The following is an 18,484-nucleotide window of genomic DNA, read 5'->3' as shown; positions in this document are numbered from 1 at the left end:
AATATCGAACCATGCCCGTCTACACGATCCATACTGCCAAGACGAACCTGTCCAAGCTCATCGCGCGCGCGGAAGCCGGCGAGGAGGTCGTGCTGGCGCGCGGCAAGGCTCCCATCGCGCGGATCGTGCCCATAGCAACGGCCAAGCCACCCAAGCGAAAGTTCGGCGCCCTGAAGGGGAAGATCCGGATTGGCCCGGAATTTTTGAACCACTCCCCGAGGATGGACCGAGGATGGGCTGAAGCGTTGGGAGTGACGCATGCGGCTTTTGCTCGATACGAATGCCTTTCTCTGGTGGCTCGCTGGACATCGCTCGATATCCAAGCGAGTCCGTAGCGAGTTCGATACAGCCGGAGCCGACGTCTTCGTAAGCGCCGCGTCGGCATGGGAAATCGCGACCAAGCATTGGCTCGGCAAGGTTCCCGAAGCCCAGCTCGTGGCAAGGAATGTTCTAGCCATCATTGAGAGCCAGCAATTTACGGCTCTGGCGGCGTCGGTGCTCCACGGTCAGACTGCCGGAGCCTTGGCCGGCAATCATCGCGATCCTTTTGATCGCTTGTTGATCGCGCAGGCGCTGGTCGAGAACCTCACGTTGGTATCGAGCAAGCACACGTTCGATTCCTATGGCATACAGCGTTGAAGCTCTGGGAATAGAACCCGCCATCATCGCGAAGCGCTTGGTGCGACGACGGAGAACTCGTGCTCGTCCGGACCGCGGGCGTCCCGCCCGTTCATACTCATGATCATGAGCGGGCGGGACGCCCGCGGTCCGGAAGATCATGATCCCTCCGCCCGCCTGCGCGAAGACGAAGCGGCTTCGCTTCGGCGCAGGCAGGTCGGCGAAGACGCCGACGCCTCCCCAGCAAAGCTGGGGAGGCGCATGATCATCAAGCCGCCTGCAGGGTCGGCAGAGGCGACATCAGCGCGTCGATGAAGCGCCGGCAAAATTGCTCGGCGTTGGTGCGATGGACCTTGGCGTTGAGCGCGGCGTGGCGAGCGCGGCGTTCGTCGAGTGACATGGTGAGCGCCAGATGCATGGCATCGGCGATCGCATCACCGTCGAACGGATTGACAATCAGCGCCTCGGTGAGCTCCTGCGCCGCCCCGGCGAAGCGCGACAGCACAAGGACGCCCGGGTCCTCTTCCGGCTGGGCGGCGACGAACTCCTTGGCGACGAGATTCATACCGTCGCGCAGAGGCGTGACCACGCCGATGCGGCCGATCCGGTAAAGGCCCGCCAGGGTCGAGCGTGGCGCGGGACGCGTCGAGTAGCGCAGCGGGGTCCAGTCGAAATCCGAAAACCGTCCGTTGACGCGGCCAGTCAGCCGGTCGAGCTCGGCACGCAGCTTGCGGTACTCGTCGACTTCCTCGCGCGAGCGCGGGCAGATCTGCAGGAAATGGATCCTGCGGCGATGCTCGGGATGGCGCTCGAGAAGAATTCCATAAGCCTCGAACCGGTTGGGCAAACCCTTGGAGTAATCCATGCGATCGACGCCAATGGCGAGCACACGACCGGCCATGCTGTTGGCCACGCGCGCGACCAGCTTGTCGCCGGCCGACCGCCTGGCCTCCTGTCCGAACGCTTCGGCGTCGATGCCGATCGGATTGGCGAATGCGCGCATGCGCCGGCCGTTCAGGCGAACCCATTCGCCGTCGATCGTGGCGCCGAGCAGTCGATGCGCGCAGTCGCGGAAGTCGCGCGCATGCTCCTCGGTCTGGAAGCCGACGACGTCGTACGCGCAGAGATCGGTCACCAGCTCGCGCGCCACCGGAATGGCCTCGAGCACCGATGGCGGCACGAACGGCACGTGCAGGAAGAAGCCCATCGGGCCGGCGAAGCCGTGCCGGCGCAGGATGCGTCCGAACGGCAGGAGGTGGTAATCGTGTGCCCACACCATGTCGTCCGCCTGCAGCACCTGGCTCAGCGCCGACGCGAAGGTGGCGTTGACGGCGAGATAGCCGGCGTAGTCCTCGCGCCGGAAATGCATCAGGCCGAGACGAAAATGCAGCAGCGGCCACAGTGCGCCGTTGGCGAAGCCGACGTAGAAGGCACGGTGGGCTTCGGCCGTGAGGTCGATCGTGGCGTAGTTGACGCCGCGTGCCTCGACCAAGGCGGGCTGCGCGGCAGGCTCGCCCGACAGCCGGCCGCTCCAGCCGAACCACATCGATCCGGGGATCATCAGATCGCGCAAGGCAACCGCCAGGCCGCCCGCGGCGGCGCTGCGCGCCTTGGGGATGGGCACCCGGTTCGAGACGATTACGAGGCGTGCCATAGTCCTTCCTCCCAACTTCGCGACAGGCGCATGGCCGACAGGATCAGCCCGACCTGCGAGTAGGTTTGCGGGAAGTTTCCCCACAGCTCGCCGGTGCGCGGATCGATATCCTCCGAAAGCAGCCCGACGTGATTGCGCCGAGCCAAAAGGTTATTGAAGAGCTCGAGCGCCTCCTGTCGCCGGCCGACGCTGACCAGCGCATCGATGTACCAGAACGTACAGAGCAGAAAGGCGTTGGACGGCGCGCCGAAATCATCGGCCTCGCGATAGCGCATCAGGAAGCCGTTCTTCATGAGCCGCTTCGACACGCAATCGATGGTCGCATGGAAGCGCGGATCATCGGACCCCAACAGGCCGATCTCGGGCAGCACGAGCGAGGAAGCATCGAGCATGTCGCGGTCGAGCACGCCGGACAGCCAGCCTTCCTGCGTCGTGCCGCGCTGCAGCACCTCCTGGCGCAATACGCCGGCCTGCGCCAGCCACTGGCGGGATTCGGCGTCGACTCCCACGCGCCTGGCGATCAATCCCAGCCTGTGCTGGGCGGCCCAGCACATCGCCGCAGAGAAGGTATGCACTTCCTCGCGCTCCCGGTACTCCCAAAGGCCCGCGTCGGGGGTCAACGCCGCCCGGTGCGCCTCGTTCCCGACCGTGCACAGCTGACGGTAGAGGGTGAGGTCGCCTTGGCGCGGCAGGCGTTCATCCCAAAACATCTGAGCCGCCGTGAGGACCATCGATCCGTAGGTATCGTTCTGACGCTGGATGACGGCGGCGTTGCCGATACGCACCGGACCGTTTCCGCGATAGCCGGGCAGCGAATCGATGATCCGCTCGGTGGTATCGATTCCGGGCGCAATTGGAAACAACGGCAGAATGGCGTCGGCCTCGCCGCGCGCGCCATCCTCGACGATGTCGACGATGAAGCGCACGTATCCTTCCATGGTGCGCGTAGCCGACAGGCGGTTGAGGGCGGTCACGGTGAAGAACGCATCGCGCAACCAGGCGAAGCGATAGTCCCAGGTACGCGGCGTGTCGGGCGCCTCGGGCACCGACGTGGTGAGGGCGGCCAGGACCGCGCCGGTGTCCTCGTAGCTGCACATCTTCAGGGTGATGGCCGCCCGGATGACCGCCTGCTGCCAATCGAACGGCACGTTGAGATCGCGCACCCAGGTATGCCAATAGGCTTCGGTCTCGGCGAGAAAGTTGCGCGCCACCGAATCAGGGCTTTCCGGCAGGCTCTCGTCGGCGCCGACGATCAGCGTGACTGGCCGGTCGAGCGAGAACTCCGTCTCATGCAGGATATGGTTTACCGACGCGTCGGTGGTCAGCCGCACCACCGAGGTGTCGCTGAAGAAGCGGACGTGATTGCTGCCGGTGGTGAGCTGCGCCTTGCGCGCCCCGTAGTCGAAAGTCGGGCGGATCCTGATGCGCAGCCGCGGGCGCCCTTCCACGGGCTCCAGTCGGCGGATCAACATGGGCGGCCGGAACATGCGGCCAAATCGCCGGAAGCGCGGCGCGAAGTCGATGATCCGCAGCGATCCGGCGGCGCCTTCGATCGTGGTCTCGAGGATGGCGGTGTTGCGCAGGTAGCGCTGCTGGCCGTCCCTGGCGCCGGCGACGATGACATCCATGAACCCGCCCTGCGGATCGCTTCCGCCGAGCAGTGCGTTGAATACGGGATCGCCGTCGAGCCGTCCCAGCCCGTGCCAGACGTGCCGGCCGTTGCGGTCGATCAGGCTCGCAATCGAGCAGTTGCCGACGACACCGAGATCGAGGCTGCTCATGGTGCCGCCCCCACCGAGGAAGCGCCGCCGGTCGACGCGGTTCGGCCGCCCATGATATCGACGCTGCGCTGCAGCCAGGCGCGCACCGCTGCCGGCTGCCCACCGAACACCTCCGCCACGCGTAACCCCTCGCCGCCCAGCCGCTTCGCCGCGTCCATTCCCGCCTCGTCCGTGAAATCGTCGCCGACAAAAATGGGGCGGCGACCACGAAAAGGCGCATGGGCCATCAGTCGCTCGACGGCACGGCCTTTCGATGTCGTGCGCGGCCCGATCTCGACGGCCTTGCGCGCCGGGATCAGACGGAATTTCGGGTGATCGTCGGGAACCAGAGCGCGCGCCAACCGCCAGACGTCCTTCTCGCGATCCGGCACCAGCCGGTAGTGGATGGCGACGCCATGCGGCTTGGCCTCGACCAGCAGCCCGGGCCATCTTTCCGCTGCAGCAGCAAGCGACTCGCGCCAGCTTCGCGGCACTGCTGCATTGAACTGGAAGTCCTCGCGCGTGCCGTCATCCAGCCGTAACGAAACTCCGTGCTCGCCGGCCGCCGCGGCGGCGAACGGCTTCAGAAGATTGTCGGTCATGGCGAGCGATCGCCCCGTGACGATCGCCACGGCGCCGCCCAGCAGCGCATGCAGAGTTGACAGCAACACCGGAAGGCCGGGCGGCACGACCACCTCGTCCGGTGTCGCTGCGATCTCGATCAGCGTGCCGTCGAGATCCAGGAACAGGGCGGTGGTGCGGTCGAGGTCCGGTGGCGTCATCCTGTTCCCACTTTGCAGTAACGAAACTTGCGCGACCACGGCCCCGCCAGGCGAAGGGCCGCGCTCGGCGCGCCTTTCCATTAACGCTGCAAATCAAAAAAGGTTCCGGCGAGTGGCGTGGACGGGCCACCCTTCCTGCCAGAAACCTCACAGCCTGTGAAGGCGACACTTCCCCCCTCCTCCCCGTCTTCGGGAGAGGAGCCGAGTAGTGCGCACTCCGTAGCGGCTTCGCCGCGGAACGATCATCGTACTAAAGACGCTCCGACGCTCAGCGCAAGGGGCCCATTGGCTCCCAGAACGATTTGCCCGACTCGAATGCCGCGGCAGCGGGCGATATGCCGGCGTCGCGCAGGCTGCGCGCGTCCATTGCCGCCAAGTGACGACGAGCAACGACGCTTTCCCGCCAAAGTTTCAAGCGCGCGACGATACGCTGGCGGATGGTCGGGAGCCGCGAGGCCGGCGACAGGAGGGCGTCGGACTGCCCGTCGATGCGATACCGCGATTGATAGCTCATCTGAACGCTCCTTGGGCTTGGTGACCCGAAGGTGATTGCGAACGACCCTGCGCTCAATTGCATGGCAGGTAATGGCGCCCCTTATGCAATTCGGGCGGCCGACAGCGGCATTCATGCTATCAATTCGACAGTCACTGCTGCTCCGAGGTTCCCGCCATGCTGTCTAGCCAACGCGCGCTGTTCGATATTCCGCGCGAAGTCTGCTTCCTGAATGCCGCCGCCTGGAGCCCGCTGCCGCTAGCCGTCCAGGAAGCCGGCCGCATCGGCGTCGGCCGCAAGGGCCAGCCCTGGAAGCTCGATGCCAGATTCATGGCCGAGCAGCACGAGCGGGCGCGCAGGGCGGCGGCCGCGCTGATCGGCGCCGAGCCAGTCGATATCGCACTGATCCCGTCGGTCGGCTACGGCGTGTCGACGGCCGGCAAAGTTCTCGACGTACCGCGTGGCAGCCGCGTGCTGGTCCTGGAAAACGATCACACCTCGCCGGTGCTGGAATGGATGAGTCGCGCCGCCGCGGGCGGCTTCACGGTCGAGCCGGTGGCGCAGCCGGCCGACGGCGATTGGACCTCCGCCGTGCTCGAGGCGATGGCCCGCCAGGGTGCCGCACCGCTCGCCCTGGTGTCGGTGTCCTCGGTTCACTGGTCGGACGGCGGGGCGCTCGACCTGCCGCGCATCGCGGCCGCCGGCAAGGCCCAGGGCGCGGCGCTGCTGATCGATGCGACTCACGATGCCGGCGTTCGTCGCATCGACGTCAAGACGCTCGACCCGGATTTCCTGATCTTCCCGACCTACAAATGGGTGCTCGGCCCCTATGGTCGCGCCTTCATGTACGTCGCCAGGCGCCATCAGGATGGCGTGCCGCTCGAGCAGACCGCACCGGCGCGCAAGGGCGTGTCGGCCGAAGCCAAGATCTATTTCCGCGATCTCGCCTATGCCGACGGCGCACGGCGCTACGACATGGGCGAGCGCGACCATTTCATCACCTTGGAGATGGCCGCCGTCGGCATGGAGATGATGGCCGGCTGGGGCAACGACCCGATCGTCGAGCGCCTGTCGATGCTGACCGATCGCCTGGCCGACGGGCTCGCCAACTCGGGCGTGCGCGTGCTCGATCGCAAGCTGCGCGCACCGCACCTGCTGTGCCTGGCTTTTCCCAAGGGCATGTCCGACGATCTGCCACAGAAGCTCGCCGCCGAGAACGTCTATGCCGCGCCGCGGCTCGGCCGGCTGCGCATCAGCCCGCACGTCTACAACGACGAGGAGGATGTCGACCGTTTCGTCGAGGTCTTCAAGCGCGTAGCGCTCTGATCGGCTCCAAGGCCAACGATTGATGCAGGCCCGCCTGGCCGTCGATATCGGCGGCACCTTCACCGACGTCGTCCTCGAAACAGCCACGGGAGCCCACGCCGTCAAGGTGCTCACCACGACCGATGCCCCGGCGCGCGGCGTGCTCGACGGCGTGCGCACCATCCTCGCCGAGGCGAAATGCAAGGCGGCCGACGTCGGCCTGGTGGTGCACGGCACGACGCTGGCCACCAACGCGCTGATCGAGCGCAAGGGTGCGCTCACCGCCCTGGTCACCACGGCGGGCTTCCGCGATTCGCTCGAGATCGCCTGGGAGCACCGCTTCGAGCAGTACGACATCTACATGGAGCGGCCAGCGCCGCTGGTGCCGCGCGACCTGCGCTTCGGCGTGCCCGAGCGCGTGGCAGCCGATGGCGCGGTGCTGATGGCGCTCGACGAGGCGGCCGTGCGTACCGTTGCCGCCGAGTTGCGCACCCGCAGGGTCGAGGCGGTGGCGGTCTGCTTCCTGCACAGCTTCACCAACGAAGCGCATGAACGGCGCGCCAGCGAGATCCTGGCCGAGGAACTGCCCGGGGTGGCGATCTCGCTGTCGTGCGAGGTCTGTCCCGAGATCCGCGAGTACGAGCGGACGTCGACCACGATCGCCAACGCCTACGTCCTGCCGCGCATGGCGGGCTACCTCGGCGCGCTGGAGTCAGATCTCGGGAAGGAAGGAATCGCCGGGCCCTTGCTGCTGATGATGTCGTCGGGCGGCATCACGACGGTCGACACGGCACGCCGCTACCCGGTGCGCCTGGTCGAATCCGGCCCGGCCGGCGGCGCCATCCTGGCCCTCACCGTGGCCGCGGAGAACGCGCTTGCCAAGGCCGTCGCCTTCGACATGGGCGGCACGACGGCCAAGCTCACCCTGCTCGAAGATCTTTGCCTGCAGCGATCGCGCCAGTTCGAAGTCGCGCGCGCCTATCGCTTCGTGCAGGGCAGCGGCCTGCCGGTGCGAATCCCCGTCATCGAGCTGGTCGAGATCGGAGCCGGCGGCGGCTCGATCGCCCGGCTCGATGCGCTGGGCCGCCTCCAGGTCGGCCCCGAGTCGGCCGGCAGCATGCCCGGCCCGGCGAGCTACGGCCGCGGCGGAACATCGCCGACCGTCACCGATGCCGACACGGTGCTGGGCCGTCTCGATCCGACGCGCTTTGCCGGCGGCGCCATCGCGCTGCATCGCGACAAGGCGGCCGCAGCGCTGAAGCCGATCGCCGAGCATCTGCGCACGGATGCCGAGGGCGCGGCTGCGGGCGTCGCCGAGATCGTCGACGAGACCATGGCGAGTGCCGCCCGCGTGCACGCCGTCGAGAACGGCAAGGACACCGCCGATCGCACCCTGATCGCCTTCGGTGGCGCAGCGCCGCTGCATGCGGCGCGCCTCGCCCGCAAGCTCGGCATGAAGCGCGTGGTCGTACCGGTGGGCGCCGGCGTCGGCTCGGCCTTCGGCTTCCTGCGCGCGCCGATCGCTTACGAGGTGGTACGCACGCGTCACGTCCGACTCGACCTGTTCGACGCCAGGATGCTGAACGAGCTGTTTGCCACGATGCGCGCCGAGGCCGAGCAGGTGGTCCGGCCGGCCGCCCCGGGCGAGACGCTGGTGGAAACGCGGCAGGCGTTCATGCGCTATCGCGGCCAGGGCCACGAGATCGCCGTCGCCCTGCCCAACCTGCCGTTCGGTGCGGAGGCGGCGCGCGAGCTGCACCGCCGCTTCGAGGCGACCTACGAGAGCGTGTTCGGTCGCGCCATTCCCAGGCTCGAGGTCGAGGCGCTGACCTGGACGCTCTCGATCGCGACAGACCGGCCTCTACCCTCGCCCGCCGCCTCTGCAAAGGCGGTGCAGGCGCCCGCTCCAAGCGGTCGGCGCGATGTCCTCGACCCGGCCTCGGGACGCCACGATTCGGCGGCGCTTTACGAACGCGGCGCGCTGCGGCCGGGCATGGCAGTCGACGGCCCCGCCCTGATCGTCGAGGATGGCACCACCACCGTCGTGCCGCTTGGCTTCACGGCCCGGATCAACGGCGTGGGCCAGATCGTGCTGGAGGATGCGACATGAGCACACCCACCGACATCCGCCTGCAGGTGATGTGGAATCGGCTGCTCTCGGTCGTCGAGGAGCAGGCGCGCGCCCTGGTGCGCACCGCGTTCTCGACCAGCGCCCGCGAGGCCGGCGACATCTCGGCCGGCGTGTTCGATCTCGAGGGACGGATGCTGGCGCAGGCCGTCACGGGAACACCGGGCCACGTCAACTCGATGGCGCGCAGCGTCATCCACTTCATCCGCGAGTTCCCGGTCGAAACGATGAAGCCGGGCGATGCCTACGTCACCAACGATCCGTGGAAGGGCACCGGCCACCTCTACGACATCGTCGTCACTTCGCCCGCCTTCCATGACGGCAAGCTGGTGGCGCTGTTCTCCTGCACCACGCACGTCGTCGACATCGGCGGGCTCGGCCAGTCGCCCGACGGCCGCCAGGTCTTCCACGAAGGCCTGTTCCTGCCTCTACTGCCACTGATGCGCGAGGGGCGGATGGACGAAAGCGTCATGCGCATCATCCGCGCCAACGTGCGCGAGCCGGTGCAGGTCGAAGGCGACATCCACGCCCTGATCGGTTGCAACGGCATCGGCGAGAAGCGCCTCAGCGACATGATGGCCGAGCACGGCATCGATACGCTCGACGAGCTCGGCAGGCACATCATCGAAAAAAGCCGCGCCGGGATGGTGGCGGCGATCGGCAAGCTGCCGCGCGGCACCTGGAAAGGCCATATGCGGATCGACGGCTACGATGCGCCCATCGACCTGCACGCCGCCGTCACCATCCATGCCGACCACATCTCGGTCGACTACGCCGGCACCTCGGGCTCGTCGATCTACGGCATCAACTCGCCCATGTGCTACACCGAGGCCTACACCGCCTTCGGCATCAAGTGCGTGGTGGCGCCCGACATCCCCAACAACGCCGGCACGCTCGATTCCATTCTCGTGACGGCACCCGAGAACACCATCGTCAATGCCCTGTGGCCGGCGGCGGTCAATGCGCGCAGCACGATCGGCCACATGATGCCCGACGTCTGCTTCGCGGCCCTGCACCAGGCGATCCCGGGCCGCGTGCCCGCCGAGGGTACCAGCAACCTGTGGAACCTGAAGCTCGGCGCCGGCCACGGCATGACCGGCACGATCGGCAACAGCCGGCCCTTCATGGTCACCACCTTCCACTCAGGCGGCGCCGGCGCGCGGCCGCGGCTCGACGGCCTGTCGGCCACACCCTTCCCGTCCGGTGTGCGCAACGTGCCGGTCGAAATCACCGAGACCATCGCGCCGATCGTCATCTGGAAGAAGGAGTACCGCGCCGACTCGGGCGGTGCCGGCCGCCATCGCGGCGGCCTCGGCCAAGTGATGGAGGTCGAGCATCGCGAGGGCGCGCCGTTCGGCATCTTCGCCACCTTCGAGCGCGTCAAGTTCGCCGCCCGCGGACGCGACGGCGGCAAGCCGGGCGGCAATGGCCGCCTCTCGCTCGCCTCCGGCCAGGAGCTGAAGCCCAAAGGCTTCCAGACCATCCCTGCCGGCGAACGTCTGGTCGTGGAGATGCCCGGCGGCGGCGGCTTCGGCGACCCGAAAGAGCGGGACCGCGATCTTGTCGCGCGCGATGTGCGGTTGGGATTGGTCAGCGAGGAGCAGGCGAAAGCCGTGTACGGCGCCGATGGCGAATGAACTCATGCTCTTCCGGACCGCGGGCGTCCCGCCCGCTCATGATCCTGACGGGCGGGACGCCCGCGGTCCGGAAGAGCATGAACTTTCGTGGCGAAGACGCTAGTCTCGCGCCGCTCAACACAAAGACGAGGAAACCGAGATGTGGCAGCCCAACGAGCGTTATCCTGACCCTTCCGTGCGCGTGCTCGACGCGTCGTTCGCACAGTACCGCCTGCCGCTGGCCTCGGTCGAACGCCTGTACACCGGCTGCCGATGGGCAGAAGGGCCGGTGTATTTCGGTGACGGGCGCTGTGTGCTGTGGAGCGACATCCCGAACAACCGCGTGCTGCGCTGGGACGAGGAGACCGGCGCCGTCTCGATCTTTCGCAAGCCGTCCAACAACGCCAACGGGCACACGCGAGACCGCCGCGGCCGGCTGATCGCCTGTGAGCACGATGCGCGCCGTGTCGTGCGCTTCGAGTATGACGGCGCCATCACGGTGCTGGCCGATTCGCACGACGGCAAGCCGCTCAACTCTCCCAACGACGTCGTCGTGAAGTCGGACGGCTCGGTGTGGTTCACCGATCCGATGTTCGGCATCCTCGGCTACTACGAGGGGCACAAGGCCGAGAGCGAGAACAAGCCGGCCGTCTACCGTCTCGACGCGACAACCGGCAAGCTGACGGTGATGGCCGACGACATCCCGGGTCCCAATGGCCTCGCCTTCTCGCCCGACGAAAAGAAGCTCTATGTCGTCGCCTCGCGCGCCGAGCCTCATCGCACCATCCTGTCCTACGATCTCCCGGCCGACGGCACCAGGCTCGGCAAGGGCAGTGTGCTGATCGATGCCGGACCGGGCGGTTCGCCCGACGGCTTCCGCGTCGACATCCACGGCAATCTGTGGTGCGGCTGGGGCATGGGTTCGGCAGAGCTCGACGGCGTGCGCGTGTTCAATTCCTCCGGCAAGCCGATCGGCCATATCGAGCTGCCCGAACGCTGTGCCAACCTGTGCTTCGGCGGCCGCTACCGCAATCGGCTGTTCATGGCGGCCAGCCATTCCCTGTACGCCCTCTACGTCAACACCCAGGGCGTGGCGGGCGGCTGACGTACATCACCCAACGCAGTCAGCTTACCGTGTACGACATCGATTCGCGTTACGCGTGGCGGCGGCTCGCCGCCAGCGTCGCATTGAGCACGATCGGCGGCATCGGCATGTGGTTCCTCGCGGTCGCCCTGCCGGCCGTACAAGCCGATCTCGGCGTCAGCCGGGCCGACATCTCGTTCGGCTATACGATGAACATGCTGGGCTTCTTTGCCGGCGGTGTCGTGGCCGGCCGCATGGTCGATCGCCGCGGAATCGTCATGACGTCGATCGCCAGTGCCATCGGACTGGCGGCAGGATTTGCGCTGGCGCCGATGACCTCGTCACTGATCCTGTTCTCAACCGCCCAGGTCCTGATCGGCTTCAGCGCCGCCGCCACCTTTGCGCCCCTGGTCGCCGACGTCTCGCACTGGTTCGAGAAACGGCGCGGCCTCGCCGTCGCCATCGCCGCCTCCGGCAACTACATCGCCGGCACGATCTGGCCGCCCATCGTCGAGCTGCTGATCCAGGATCACGGCTGGCGCTTTGCCTATCTCGCCGCGGCGCTGTTCTGCCTGGTGGCGATGATTCCCCTTGCGCTCGCCCTGGGCCGGCGGCCGCCCGATCACGAGGAAGCGCGCGCCACCGCCGTGGCCACGCATTCGCGCGACGCGCTCGGCCTGTCACCCAACGCGCTGCAGGTCCTGCTGATCGTGGCCGGCGTCGCCTGCTGCGTCGCCATGTCGATGCCGCAGGTCCATATCGTCGCCTACTGCGCCGACCTGGGGTTCGGGGTCGCCCGCGGCGCCGAGATGCTGTCGCTGATGCTGGGCTTCGGCATCGTGAGCCGAGTGGCCACGGGCTGGATCGCCGATCGGGTCGGCGGGGTCATGACCCTGCTGGCCGGCTCGACCCTGCAGTGCGTCGCCCTCGTCGTCTATCTCTTCGCCGACGGGCTCACCTCGCTCTACCTGGCGTCGATCCTGTTCGGGCTGTTCCAGGGCGGAATCGTGCCGTCCTACGCCATCATCATCCGCGAGTATTTCCCGCCTCGCGAAGCGGCGACCCGCGTCGGGCTCACGGTGTCGTCGACCATTGTCGGCATGGCGCTGGGCGGCTGGATGGGCGGCGTCTTGTTCGACGTGACGGGCTCCTACCAGGCCGCCTTCCTGAACGGCATCGCCTGGAATGTCCTGAACGCGGTCATCGCCGCCTGGCTGCTGATGCGCCAGAGCCGGCACGCCGCCACCGCCTGAGGGAGCTATCATGCGCATCACGGCAATCCGCGACATCGTCTCGCCGATCCGTTCCAACATCGCCAACGCCTACATCGACTTCAGCCAGATGACGGCGAGCGTGGTCGCGATCGAGACCGACCTCGTCGTCGAAGGCCGCAAGGTCGTCGGCTACGGCTTCAACTCCAACGGCCGCTATGCCCAGCATGGCCTGCTGAACGAGCGCTTCATCCCGCGGTTGGCACAGGCCAGGCCCGACTCCCTGCTAGACAGCGAGGGCCTGCTCGACCCGGCCCGGTGCTGGGCGGCGATGATGGCCAACGAGAAGCCGGGCGGACACGGCGAGCGCTCGGTGTCGGTGGGCGTGCTCGATATGGCGCTGTGGGATGCCGTCGCCAAGGCCAGGCGCGTGCCGCTGTGGAAGCTGCTGGCCGATCGCTACAACGGCGGCCGGTACGACGACAAGGCGTGGGTTTACGCCGCCGGCGGCTACTACTATCCCGGCAAGGACCTGGCCGGCCTGCAGGACGAGATGAGGCACTATCTCGATCTCGGCTACAGCTGCGTTAAGATGAAAGTCGGCGGCGTGCCGCTCGCCGAGGATCTGGCGCGCATCGAAGCGGTGCTGAAGATCGTCGGCTCTGGCGAATGCCTCGCGGTCGACGTCAACGGCAAGTTCGACCTGCCGACGGCCATCGCCTTCGGCAAGGCGATCGAAGGCTTCGGCCTGCGCTGGTACGAGGAGCCGCTCGATCCGCTCGACTATCTGGCGCATGCCGCGCTCGCCACCCAGTACGCGCCGCCGCTTGCCACCGGCGAGAACCTGTTCTCCATGCAGGACGCCCGCAACCTGATCCGCCATGGCGGCCTCAGGCCGGATCGCGACATCCTGCAATACGATCCGGCGCTGTCGTACGGGCTGGTCGAGTACCTTCGCACTCTCGACATGCTGAAAGCCAATGGCTGGTCGCCACGGCGCTGCGTGCCGCATGGTGGTCACCAGTTCGCGCTGAACATCGCCGTCGGCCTGCAGTGCGGCGGCAACGAATCCTACCCGCAAGTCTTCGCGCCGTTCGGCGGCTTCGCCGACGATTGCGCCGTGGTCGACAGTCGCGTCGCCCTGCCCGACATCCCGGGCATCGGCTTCGAGCGGAAGGCCGACCTGTGGGCCGTCATGAAGGACGTGTAGCGACCTCGCTACGGCATATTCCGTTCCGCCGTAATCAGCCAAACAGACTGTACCCAGGTGATTTCATCAATTGGGGAGTCGCTCCTGGCCCTTCGGCGCGGGTGTTGCTGCGGCCGCCGTCATGCGTCTGGTAGCGATCGTCCTGCGGGATGCCCTCGCACGATGCCACAAGTATAGCGATGAGCGCCCCTACCAGCTGCAGGCACGAGCCCTTCATGCTCGGAAGTTTTCCCAACCGCCGCCGCGTCCGCCGGTGCCGCCGGTGTAGCCGGTCGTGGTGCAGCCAGCCGTCAGCGCAGCCAGAAGAAGTGCAGCGAACGCAGCACCCAGAATCGATCGTGTCATGTGGCGTCGACGATGCCACCCGCTCATTCCGGCTTCAACAACCCTGACTTCACAAGTTCGCCAACGCCTGCCTCCTGATCCTTCATATATGCTGCGAACTCTTCCCGACTCGACGGCCTTACCATGGCGCCGAGCTCGACGAGCTTTTGCGACACGGTCTCTTCCTTGAGGGCAGCGACGACGGCACCGTTCAGGATATCGAGGATCGGTGTCGCCGTTCCGGCGCGGGCGAACAGGCCGGCCGTGGTGCCGCCGTCGAACGGCTGACTGCCGATGTCTCGGAGGCTTGGCACGTCCGGCAACTGGCTGATGCGATCCGGACCGAGCACCAGCAGGGCCTTGAGCTTGCCAGCCTTGATGTGCGGCAGCGATGTCGTGAGCTGGTCCGTGTAGAGGTCGGTCTGGCCAGCCATCAGGTCGGCAAGTCCCGGCGCCGACCCCTTGTAGGGAATGACGTTGAACTGAACCTTCTCGTTCACCTGCAAGCGCAGGATGCAGAGATGGTTGGCCGTGCCGTTTCCGGCATGGCCGATGGTCACCGTGCCGGGCTTGGCCCTGGCCTCCGCCAGGACAGCCTTCATGTCGGCGAAGCGGCCATCGCTCCTGGCGACCAACACCATCGGTACCGTGGTCAGCAGGCTGATCGGCGCGAACAGCGGCACCAACGGCGGTTTGCCGGCAAGATAGGGTGCCACCCACTGCACGGTGAAGCTGCCCATCACGACGGTGTAGCCGTCGGCCGGCGCGTTGGCGGCCGCCTCCGTGCCGACGATCCCGCCGGCGCCCGGCCGGTTGTCGGCCACCACGGTCTGGCCCAGGCGACGCCCCATCGCTTCGCCGACGAGACGCGAGGTGACGTCGTAGTTGCCGCCCGGGGGAAAAGGAATGACCCAGCGAACCGGCCGGCTTGGAAAGGTCTGCGCCCCTGCCGACATGCTGATCGATGCTGTCGCCGATGCCGCACCGATCAAGCCCGCGCCCAGGATTAGCCTACGTCGCATCTTCATCCCCTCCCACACTGCACGGGTACAAGCTTGCCGCTACAACGCGGCCTTCCGATAGGGCTCAATTCCGAATGGCGATCACTCGGGCGAACAAGCGGCAGACAAACCTTGAATCAGCGTTTACATGCCGCCGCCATCCCGCCCTATTTGGAGCGCACGTGGCGAATTGCCTGCCGCTGCGGTCGCGGTTGTTCGCCGGCACTGCCTTGGAGAGTAATCCATGCCCACACGTCGTACCGTGCTGTCGATGATGAGCGCCGCGATGGTCGGTGGCGCCATCGGTTCGTTCAGCGTCCTGGCAGAGATCCGGGCCGTGGCGCAGCCGCGCATGCGAATCGGCCTGAAAGGGTATGACCCGGTGGCCTACTTCACCCTGTCGACGCCAACGCCGGGGGTTGCCCAGTACGAGTACGTCTACGATGGCGTGCTCTATCGCTTCGCCAACGCCCACCACCGCGACCTGTTCGCGGCCAACCCGGACAAGTACGCGCCGCAGTTCGGCGGTTCATGCGCCATGAACCTGGCGGGAGGTGTCCGCCGGGAAGCCGACCCGACCATCTGGATCATCTCCAATGGAAAGCTCTATGTCTTTGCCGGGACTGGGGGCCAGACGCGGTTCCGCGAGGATAGTGCGGCAGCGGGCCGTGCCGCCGAGAACTGGAATGCGCTGAAGGATTCGCCGATCCAGTAGGAGCTCAGTTCAAACCGGCCTTGCGCAGGCTGTCCTCGACCCGCCGCTGCAGGGCGGGGTTCTGGAAGCGCGAGCCGAAGGTGGAAAGGTCGAAGTAGGGGTTCTTGCGCTTCGCCCGTTCGACCGAATCCCTGGCATCGGCGGTCCGGCCAAGCTCGGCATAGGCCGCCGCCAGGGGGAAATCGAGCAACGGATAGGTCGGGTGACGCGCCCGCGCCGCCTCGAGCAGGCGTACGGCGTCGCTGTAACGGCGGCTCAACAGATAGGCGATGCCGAGGTTGAGAGAGGCCTCGGGGCCGACGTTGACCTTGAGGCGCTGTGCCAGCTCGGCTGCCGCGATCGACTCTTCGATGTGCCCGGTCCACAGCAGCACGGCCGCCCGCGCCGCCAGTACATCGGCGTCGCTCGGATTGATCTGCAGCGCCCGTTCCGACTCCGCGAGCCCAAGGTCGTACTTCGAGATCGCCGTGTAGGCGCGCGCCAGCACGCTATGGGCGAGAACCGACTCCTCGTCGAGCTCGATCGCCTTCCGGGCCAGCCGAATGGCCGTTTCGATATCGCCTTGCGCGAACTCGGACCAGCCGAAGGCGGCGCGCTGGAAATAGGCGTCGGCCAGCTCGGCATAGGCCTCGGCATATCCGGGCGCCATGGCCGTCGCCCGTTCCAGCATCTCGCGCGCCATACGATTGCCGGCGCGCGATGCCTCGTTGGTGAGCGCGCGCGACCGCAGCATCAGGTCGTAGGCATCGAGATTGTCGGTCGCCTTGCGCAGGCTCTTTTGCAGGGCGATCTGCTGCAGGCTGGTGGCCAGCGTGCCGGCGACGCGGCGGGCGATGCGCTCCTGGACGGCGAAGATGTCGCTCAGCTCGTCGTCGTACTGCTCGGACCACAGCTGGGTGCTGTTGGCGGTGTCGGTCAGCTGAACGGTGACGCGCACGCGCTGTCCCATCCGGCGCACCGTTCCGCTGACGAGATAGCGCGCGTTCAACGCCTTGCCGATCTCGGCCGGCGGCAGCTCCTTGTTGCGGAAAGGCAGCACCGCACTGTAGGCGATCACAGTCAGGTCCTTGAAGCGGCCGAGCGCGTGCGTGACATCCTCGGTCAGGCCGTCGGAGAAGTAATCCTGGTTGGCGTCCCCGCTCTGGTTGGCGAAGACGAGGACGGCGACCGAGAGGCCGGGCTCCGCCGCCATGCGGCTGCTGGCCGCCACGGCCTCGTCGGCCGGTGTGCCGCGGCCCGCGAAGTAGGCGATCGTGCCGCCGAGCGCCAGCGCTGCGACGAAAACGGCGAGCGTGGCGAGGAGAACGCGACGCGACGACGACGGCCCAGGAGCCGCGGCCGTTGCCGGTCCCGACTCCGACAATGCCGTGCCATCGAGCATATAGATCGGCACCGGACGATCGATGTTCTTGAGCGCCCGCGAACCCAGGAAGCGGAAGGGCAAGGCGAGCTTGTCGCGCACCTGCTCGAAGACGCTGGCCGACAGCACGATGGAGCCGGGCTCGGCCAGCGCGTGCAGGCGCGCCGCCACATTGACGGTATCGCCGAACACGTCCTCGTCCGAGACGATGACGTCGCCCAGATGCAGGCCGATGCGGAAGGCCTGGCGCCGCTCGACCGGCAGATCGGCATTACGCTCGCTCATGCCGCGCTGCAGCTCGACCGCCGAGCGCGTCGCCTCGACCGCGCTGGCAAACTCCACGAACACCCCGTCGCCGACGGTCTTCACGATGCGGCCGCGAAATCGCTCGACGACCGGTCCGACCAGCTCGGCAAGATGCGCCCGCAGATCGAGGAGCGTCTGTTCCTCGGCCGCGCGCATCATGCGACTGTAGCCATCGATGTCGGCGAACAGGATCGTCGCCAACCGCCGATTCGGGGCCGGATCGGCCATCGCCCGCCCGTCAGCCGGCGGCGGTACGCTGGGCCGCCGGACGGGCGGACAGGCGGGCGACATAGTCGTCGAACACCTTCCTGCCCTTGAGGTTCGGCGCACCGAACATCATGGCCCAGCGAATCTCCGCGCCGACATAGACGTCGGCGGCACTGAACATGTCGCCGAGCAGCCACGGGCCGGGTTCGAGCGCCTTCTCGAGCGTCGCCACCACGTCGTCGTAGCTGCCCCAACCGACCGCCGACTTCCGCTCGACCGGCGGCCGATTCAGCATGCGATCGAGCAGGGCGGGCTCGACGCAGCCGGCGCCGAAGAACAGCCATCGATAATAGGTGCCGCGCCGCGCATCGCCCGGCGGCGGAGCCATGCCGGCCGCAGGAAACGTGTCGGCGATGTAGGCGATGATGGCCGCTGTCTCGGTCACCACGACGCCGCGATGAACGATGGTCGGCAGCTTGCCCATCGGGTTCAGCGCGAGGAACGCCGGCGTCTTGCTCTCGCCCTTCTCGAGATCGATCGGCACGATGCGATACGGTGCGCCCGCCTCCTCGAGCATCCAGTGCACGATCTGCGCGCGCGAGCGCGGGTTGTGATAGAAGACGATCTCGTCCGCCATGTCCGGGAAACTCCTCGGCAACGAAAAACGCCGCCTGCTTACACCCGCCCGGTGGGCCTGTCAGGTCGTCCAA

The 18,484-nt window shown here is 67.1% G+C and carries 16 protein-coding genes; 9 read left to right on the top strand and 7 right to left on the bottom strand.

Going from position 1 to position 18,484, the window contains the following annotated elements:
- Window positions 1-11 precede the first annotated feature (11 nt).
- Window positions 12-335 (top strand): type II toxin-antitoxin system Phd/YefM family antitoxin, encoded by a 324-nt coding sequence (locus AB7O82_RS01630; RefSeq protein WP_428543811.1) that lies wholly within the window; start codon window positions 12-14, stop codon window positions 333-335.
- On the top strand, window positions 259-639 hold the full coding sequence (locus tag AB7O82_RS01625; protein WP_428543809.1) for a type II toxin-antitoxin system VapC family toxin: 381 nt from the start codon (window positions 259-261) through the stop codon (window positions 637-639). Before AB7O82_RS01630 ends, AB7O82_RS01625 begins: the two co-directional genes overlap by 77 nt.
- A gap of 247 nt (window positions 640-886) precedes the next feature.
- On the opposite strand, the gene AB7O82_RS01620 is transcribed toward AB7O82_RS01625, so the two are convergent.
- From AB7O82_RS01620 to AB7O82_RS01605, 4 genes are all read right to left on the bottom strand, one after another.
- Window positions 887-2,272 (bottom strand): alpha,alpha-trehalose-phosphate synthase (UDP-forming), encoded by a 1,386-nt coding sequence (locus tag AB7O82_RS01620; protein WP_428543807.1) that lies wholly within the window; start codon window positions 2,270-2,272, stop codon window positions 887-889.
- On the bottom strand, window positions 2,257-4,053 hold the full coding sequence (locus AB7O82_RS01615) for a glycoside hydrolase family 15 protein (protein WP_428543805.1): 1,797 nt from the start codon (window positions 4,051-4,053) through the stop codon (window positions 2,257-2,259). The genes AB7O82_RS01620 and AB7O82_RS01615 overlap by 16 nt, the downstream gene beginning before the upstream one ends.
- Window positions 4,050-4,814 carry a trehalose-phosphatase gene (gene otsB, locus AB7O82_RS01610; RefSeq protein WP_428543803.1) on the bottom strand — a complete coding sequence of 255 codons (765 nt, stop codon included), beginning with the start codon at window positions 4,812-4,814 and terminating at the stop codon, window positions 4,050-4,052. Before otsB ends, AB7O82_RS01615 begins: the two co-directional genes overlap by 4 nt.
- 268 nt (window positions 4,815-5,082) lie before the next feature.
- Window positions 5,083-5,328 carry a DUF1127 domain-containing protein gene (locus AB7O82_RS01605; protein WP_428543801.1) on the bottom strand — a complete coding sequence of 82 codons (246 nt, stop codon included), beginning with the start codon at window positions 5,326-5,328 and terminating at the stop codon, window positions 5,083-5,085.
- A 156-nt stretch (window positions 5,329-5,484) separates the two neighbouring features.
- Here AB7O82_RS01605 and AB7O82_RS01600 point away from each other — a divergent pair, with 156 nt between their 5' ends.
- From AB7O82_RS01600 to AB7O82_RS01575, 6 genes are all read left to right on the top strand, one after another.
- Complete coding sequence (locus tag AB7O82_RS01600) at window positions 5,485-6,633, top strand: aminotransferase class V-fold PLP-dependent enzyme (RefSeq protein ID WP_428543799.1); 1,149 nt, start codon at window positions 5,485-5,487, stop codon at window positions 6,631-6,633.
- Window positions 6,634-6,655: 22 nt separating this feature from the next.
- The gene (locus AB7O82_RS01595) at window positions 6,656-8,722 is read left to right on the top strand and encodes a hydantoinase/oxoprolinase family protein (RefSeq protein ID WP_428543797.1); all 2,067 of its coding nucleotides are present in this window, start codon (window positions 6,656-6,658) and stop codon (window positions 8,720-8,722) included.
- Entirely contained in the window at window positions 8,719-10,377 is a 1,659-nt protein-coding gene (locus AB7O82_RS01590; RefSeq protein WP_428618509.1) for a hydantoinase B/oxoprolinase family protein, read from the top strand. Before AB7O82_RS01595 ends, AB7O82_RS01590 begins: the two co-directional genes overlap by 4 nt.
- A 139-nt stretch (window positions 10,378-10,516) precedes the next feature.
- Window positions 10,517-11,461 (top strand): SMP-30/gluconolactonase/LRE family protein, encoded by a 945-nt coding sequence (locus AB7O82_RS01585; RefSeq protein ID WP_428543793.1) that lies wholly within the window; start codon window positions 10,517-10,519, stop codon window positions 11,459-11,461.
- 29 nt (window positions 11,462-11,490) lie between these two features.
- Window positions 11,491-12,693 carry an MFS transporter gene (locus AB7O82_RS01580; RefSeq protein ID WP_428543791.1) on the top strand — a complete coding sequence of 401 codons (1,203 nt, stop codon included), beginning with the start codon at window positions 11,491-11,493 and terminating at the stop codon, window positions 12,691-12,693.
- A 10-nt stretch (window positions 12,694-12,703) separates the two neighbouring features.
- A complete protein-coding gene (locus AB7O82_RS01575) occupies window positions 12,704-13,861 on the top strand; it encodes a mandelate racemase/muconate lactonizing enzyme family protein (protein WP_428543789.1) in 1,158 nt (385 codons plus the stop codon).
- A gap of 368 nt (window positions 13,862-14,229) precedes the next feature.
- On the opposite strand, the gene AB7O82_RS01570 is transcribed toward AB7O82_RS01575, so the two are convergent.
- Window positions 14,230-15,207, bottom strand: a complete 978-nt coding sequence (locus tag AB7O82_RS01570) for a Bug family tripartite tricarboxylate transporter substrate binding protein (RefSeq protein WP_428543787.1) — start codon at window positions 15,205-15,207, stop codon at window positions 14,230-14,232.
- 223 nt (window positions 15,208-15,430) lie between these two features.
- Between AB7O82_RS01570 and AB7O82_RS01565 the strand changes: the two genes are divergently transcribed.
- Window positions 15,431-15,901, top strand: coding sequence for a YHS domain-containing (seleno)protein (locus AB7O82_RS01565; RefSeq protein ID WP_428543785.1), 471 nt, complete (start codon window positions 15,431-15,433; stop codon window positions 15,899-15,901).
- A 4-nt stretch (window positions 15,902-15,905) separates the two neighbouring features.
- Here the strand turns inward: AB7O82_RS01565 and AB7O82_RS01560 are convergent, their stop codons facing one another.
- Entirely contained in the window at window positions 15,906-17,795 is a 1,890-nt protein-coding gene (locus AB7O82_RS01560; RefSeq protein WP_428543783.1) for an adenylate/guanylate cyclase domain-containing protein, read from the bottom strand.
- Between the two features lie 10 nt (window positions 17,796-17,805).
- A complete protein-coding gene (locus tag AB7O82_RS01555; protein ID WP_428543781.1) occupies window positions 17,806-18,411 on the bottom strand; it encodes a glutathione S-transferase family protein in 606 nt (201 codons plus the stop codon).
- Window positions 18,412-18,484 lie beyond the last annotated feature (73 nt).

The sequence above is a fragment of the Reyranella sp. genome, from assembly GCF_050185545.1.
In the GTDB taxonomy this organism is placed as follows: Bacteria; Pseudomonadota; Alphaproteobacteria; order Reyranellales; family Reyranellaceae; genus Reyranella.
The sequence above is the reverse complement of the archived record's forward strand: the minus strand, read 5'-3'. Positions and strand labels throughout refer to the sequence as shown.

Coding starts and splice junctions, on each gene's coding strand:
- AB7O82_RS01560 (WP_428543783.1), bottom strand. CDS start 17,795: ATGGCCGATCCGGCCCCGAATCGGCGGTTGGCGACGATCCTGTTCGCC.
- AB7O82_RS01585 (WP_428543793.1), top strand. CDS start 10,517: ATGTGGCAGCCCAACGAGCGTTATCCTGACCCTTCCGTGCGCGTGCTC.
- AB7O82_RS01630 (WP_428543811.1), top strand. CDS start 12: ATGCCCGTCTACACGATCCATACTGCCAAGACGAACCTGTCCAAGCTC.
- AB7O82_RS01625 (WP_428543809.1), top strand. CDS start 259: ATGCGGCTTTTGCTCGATACGAATGCCTTTCTCTGGTGGCTCGCTGGA.
- AB7O82_RS01595 (WP_428543797.1), top strand. CDS start 6,656: ATGCAGGCCCGCCTGGCCGTCGATATCGGCGGCACCTTCACCGACGTC.
- AB7O82_RS01590 (WP_428618509.1), top strand. CDS start 8,719: ATGAGCACACCCACCGACATCCGCCTGCAGGTGATGTGGAATCGGCTG.
- AB7O82_RS01565 (WP_428543785.1), top strand. CDS start 15,431: ATGCCCACACGTCGTACCGTGCTGTCGATGATGAGCGCCGCGATGGTC.
- AB7O82_RS01570 (WP_428543787.1), bottom strand. CDS start 15,207: ATGCGACGTAGGCTAATCCTGGGCGCGGGCTTGATCGGTGCGGCATCG.
- AB7O82_RS01605 (WP_428543801.1), bottom strand. CDS start 5,328: ATGAGCTATCAATCGCGGTATCGCATCGACGGGCAGTCCGACGCCCTC.
- AB7O82_RS01575 (WP_428543789.1), top strand. CDS start 12,704: ATGCGCATCACGGCAATCCGCGACATCGTCTCGCCGATCCGTTCCAAC.
- AB7O82_RS01615 (WP_428543805.1), bottom strand. CDS start 4,053: ATGAGCAGCCTCGATCTCGGTGTCGTCGGCAACTGCTCGATTGCGAGC.
- AB7O82_RS01555 (WP_428543781.1), bottom strand. CDS start 18,411: ATGGCGGACGAGATCGTCTTCTATCACAACCCGCGCTCGCGCGCGCAG.
- otsB (WP_428543803.1), bottom strand. CDS start 4,814: ATGACGCCACCGGACCTCGACCGCACCACCGCCCTGTTCCTGGATCTC.
- AB7O82_RS01600 (WP_428543799.1), top strand. CDS start 5,485: ATGCTGTCTAGCCAACGCGCGCTGTTCGATATTCCGCGCGAAGTCTGC.
- AB7O82_RS01620 (WP_428543807.1), bottom strand. CDS start 2,272: ATGGCACGCCTCGTAATCGTCTCGAACCGGGTGCCCATCCCCAAGGCG.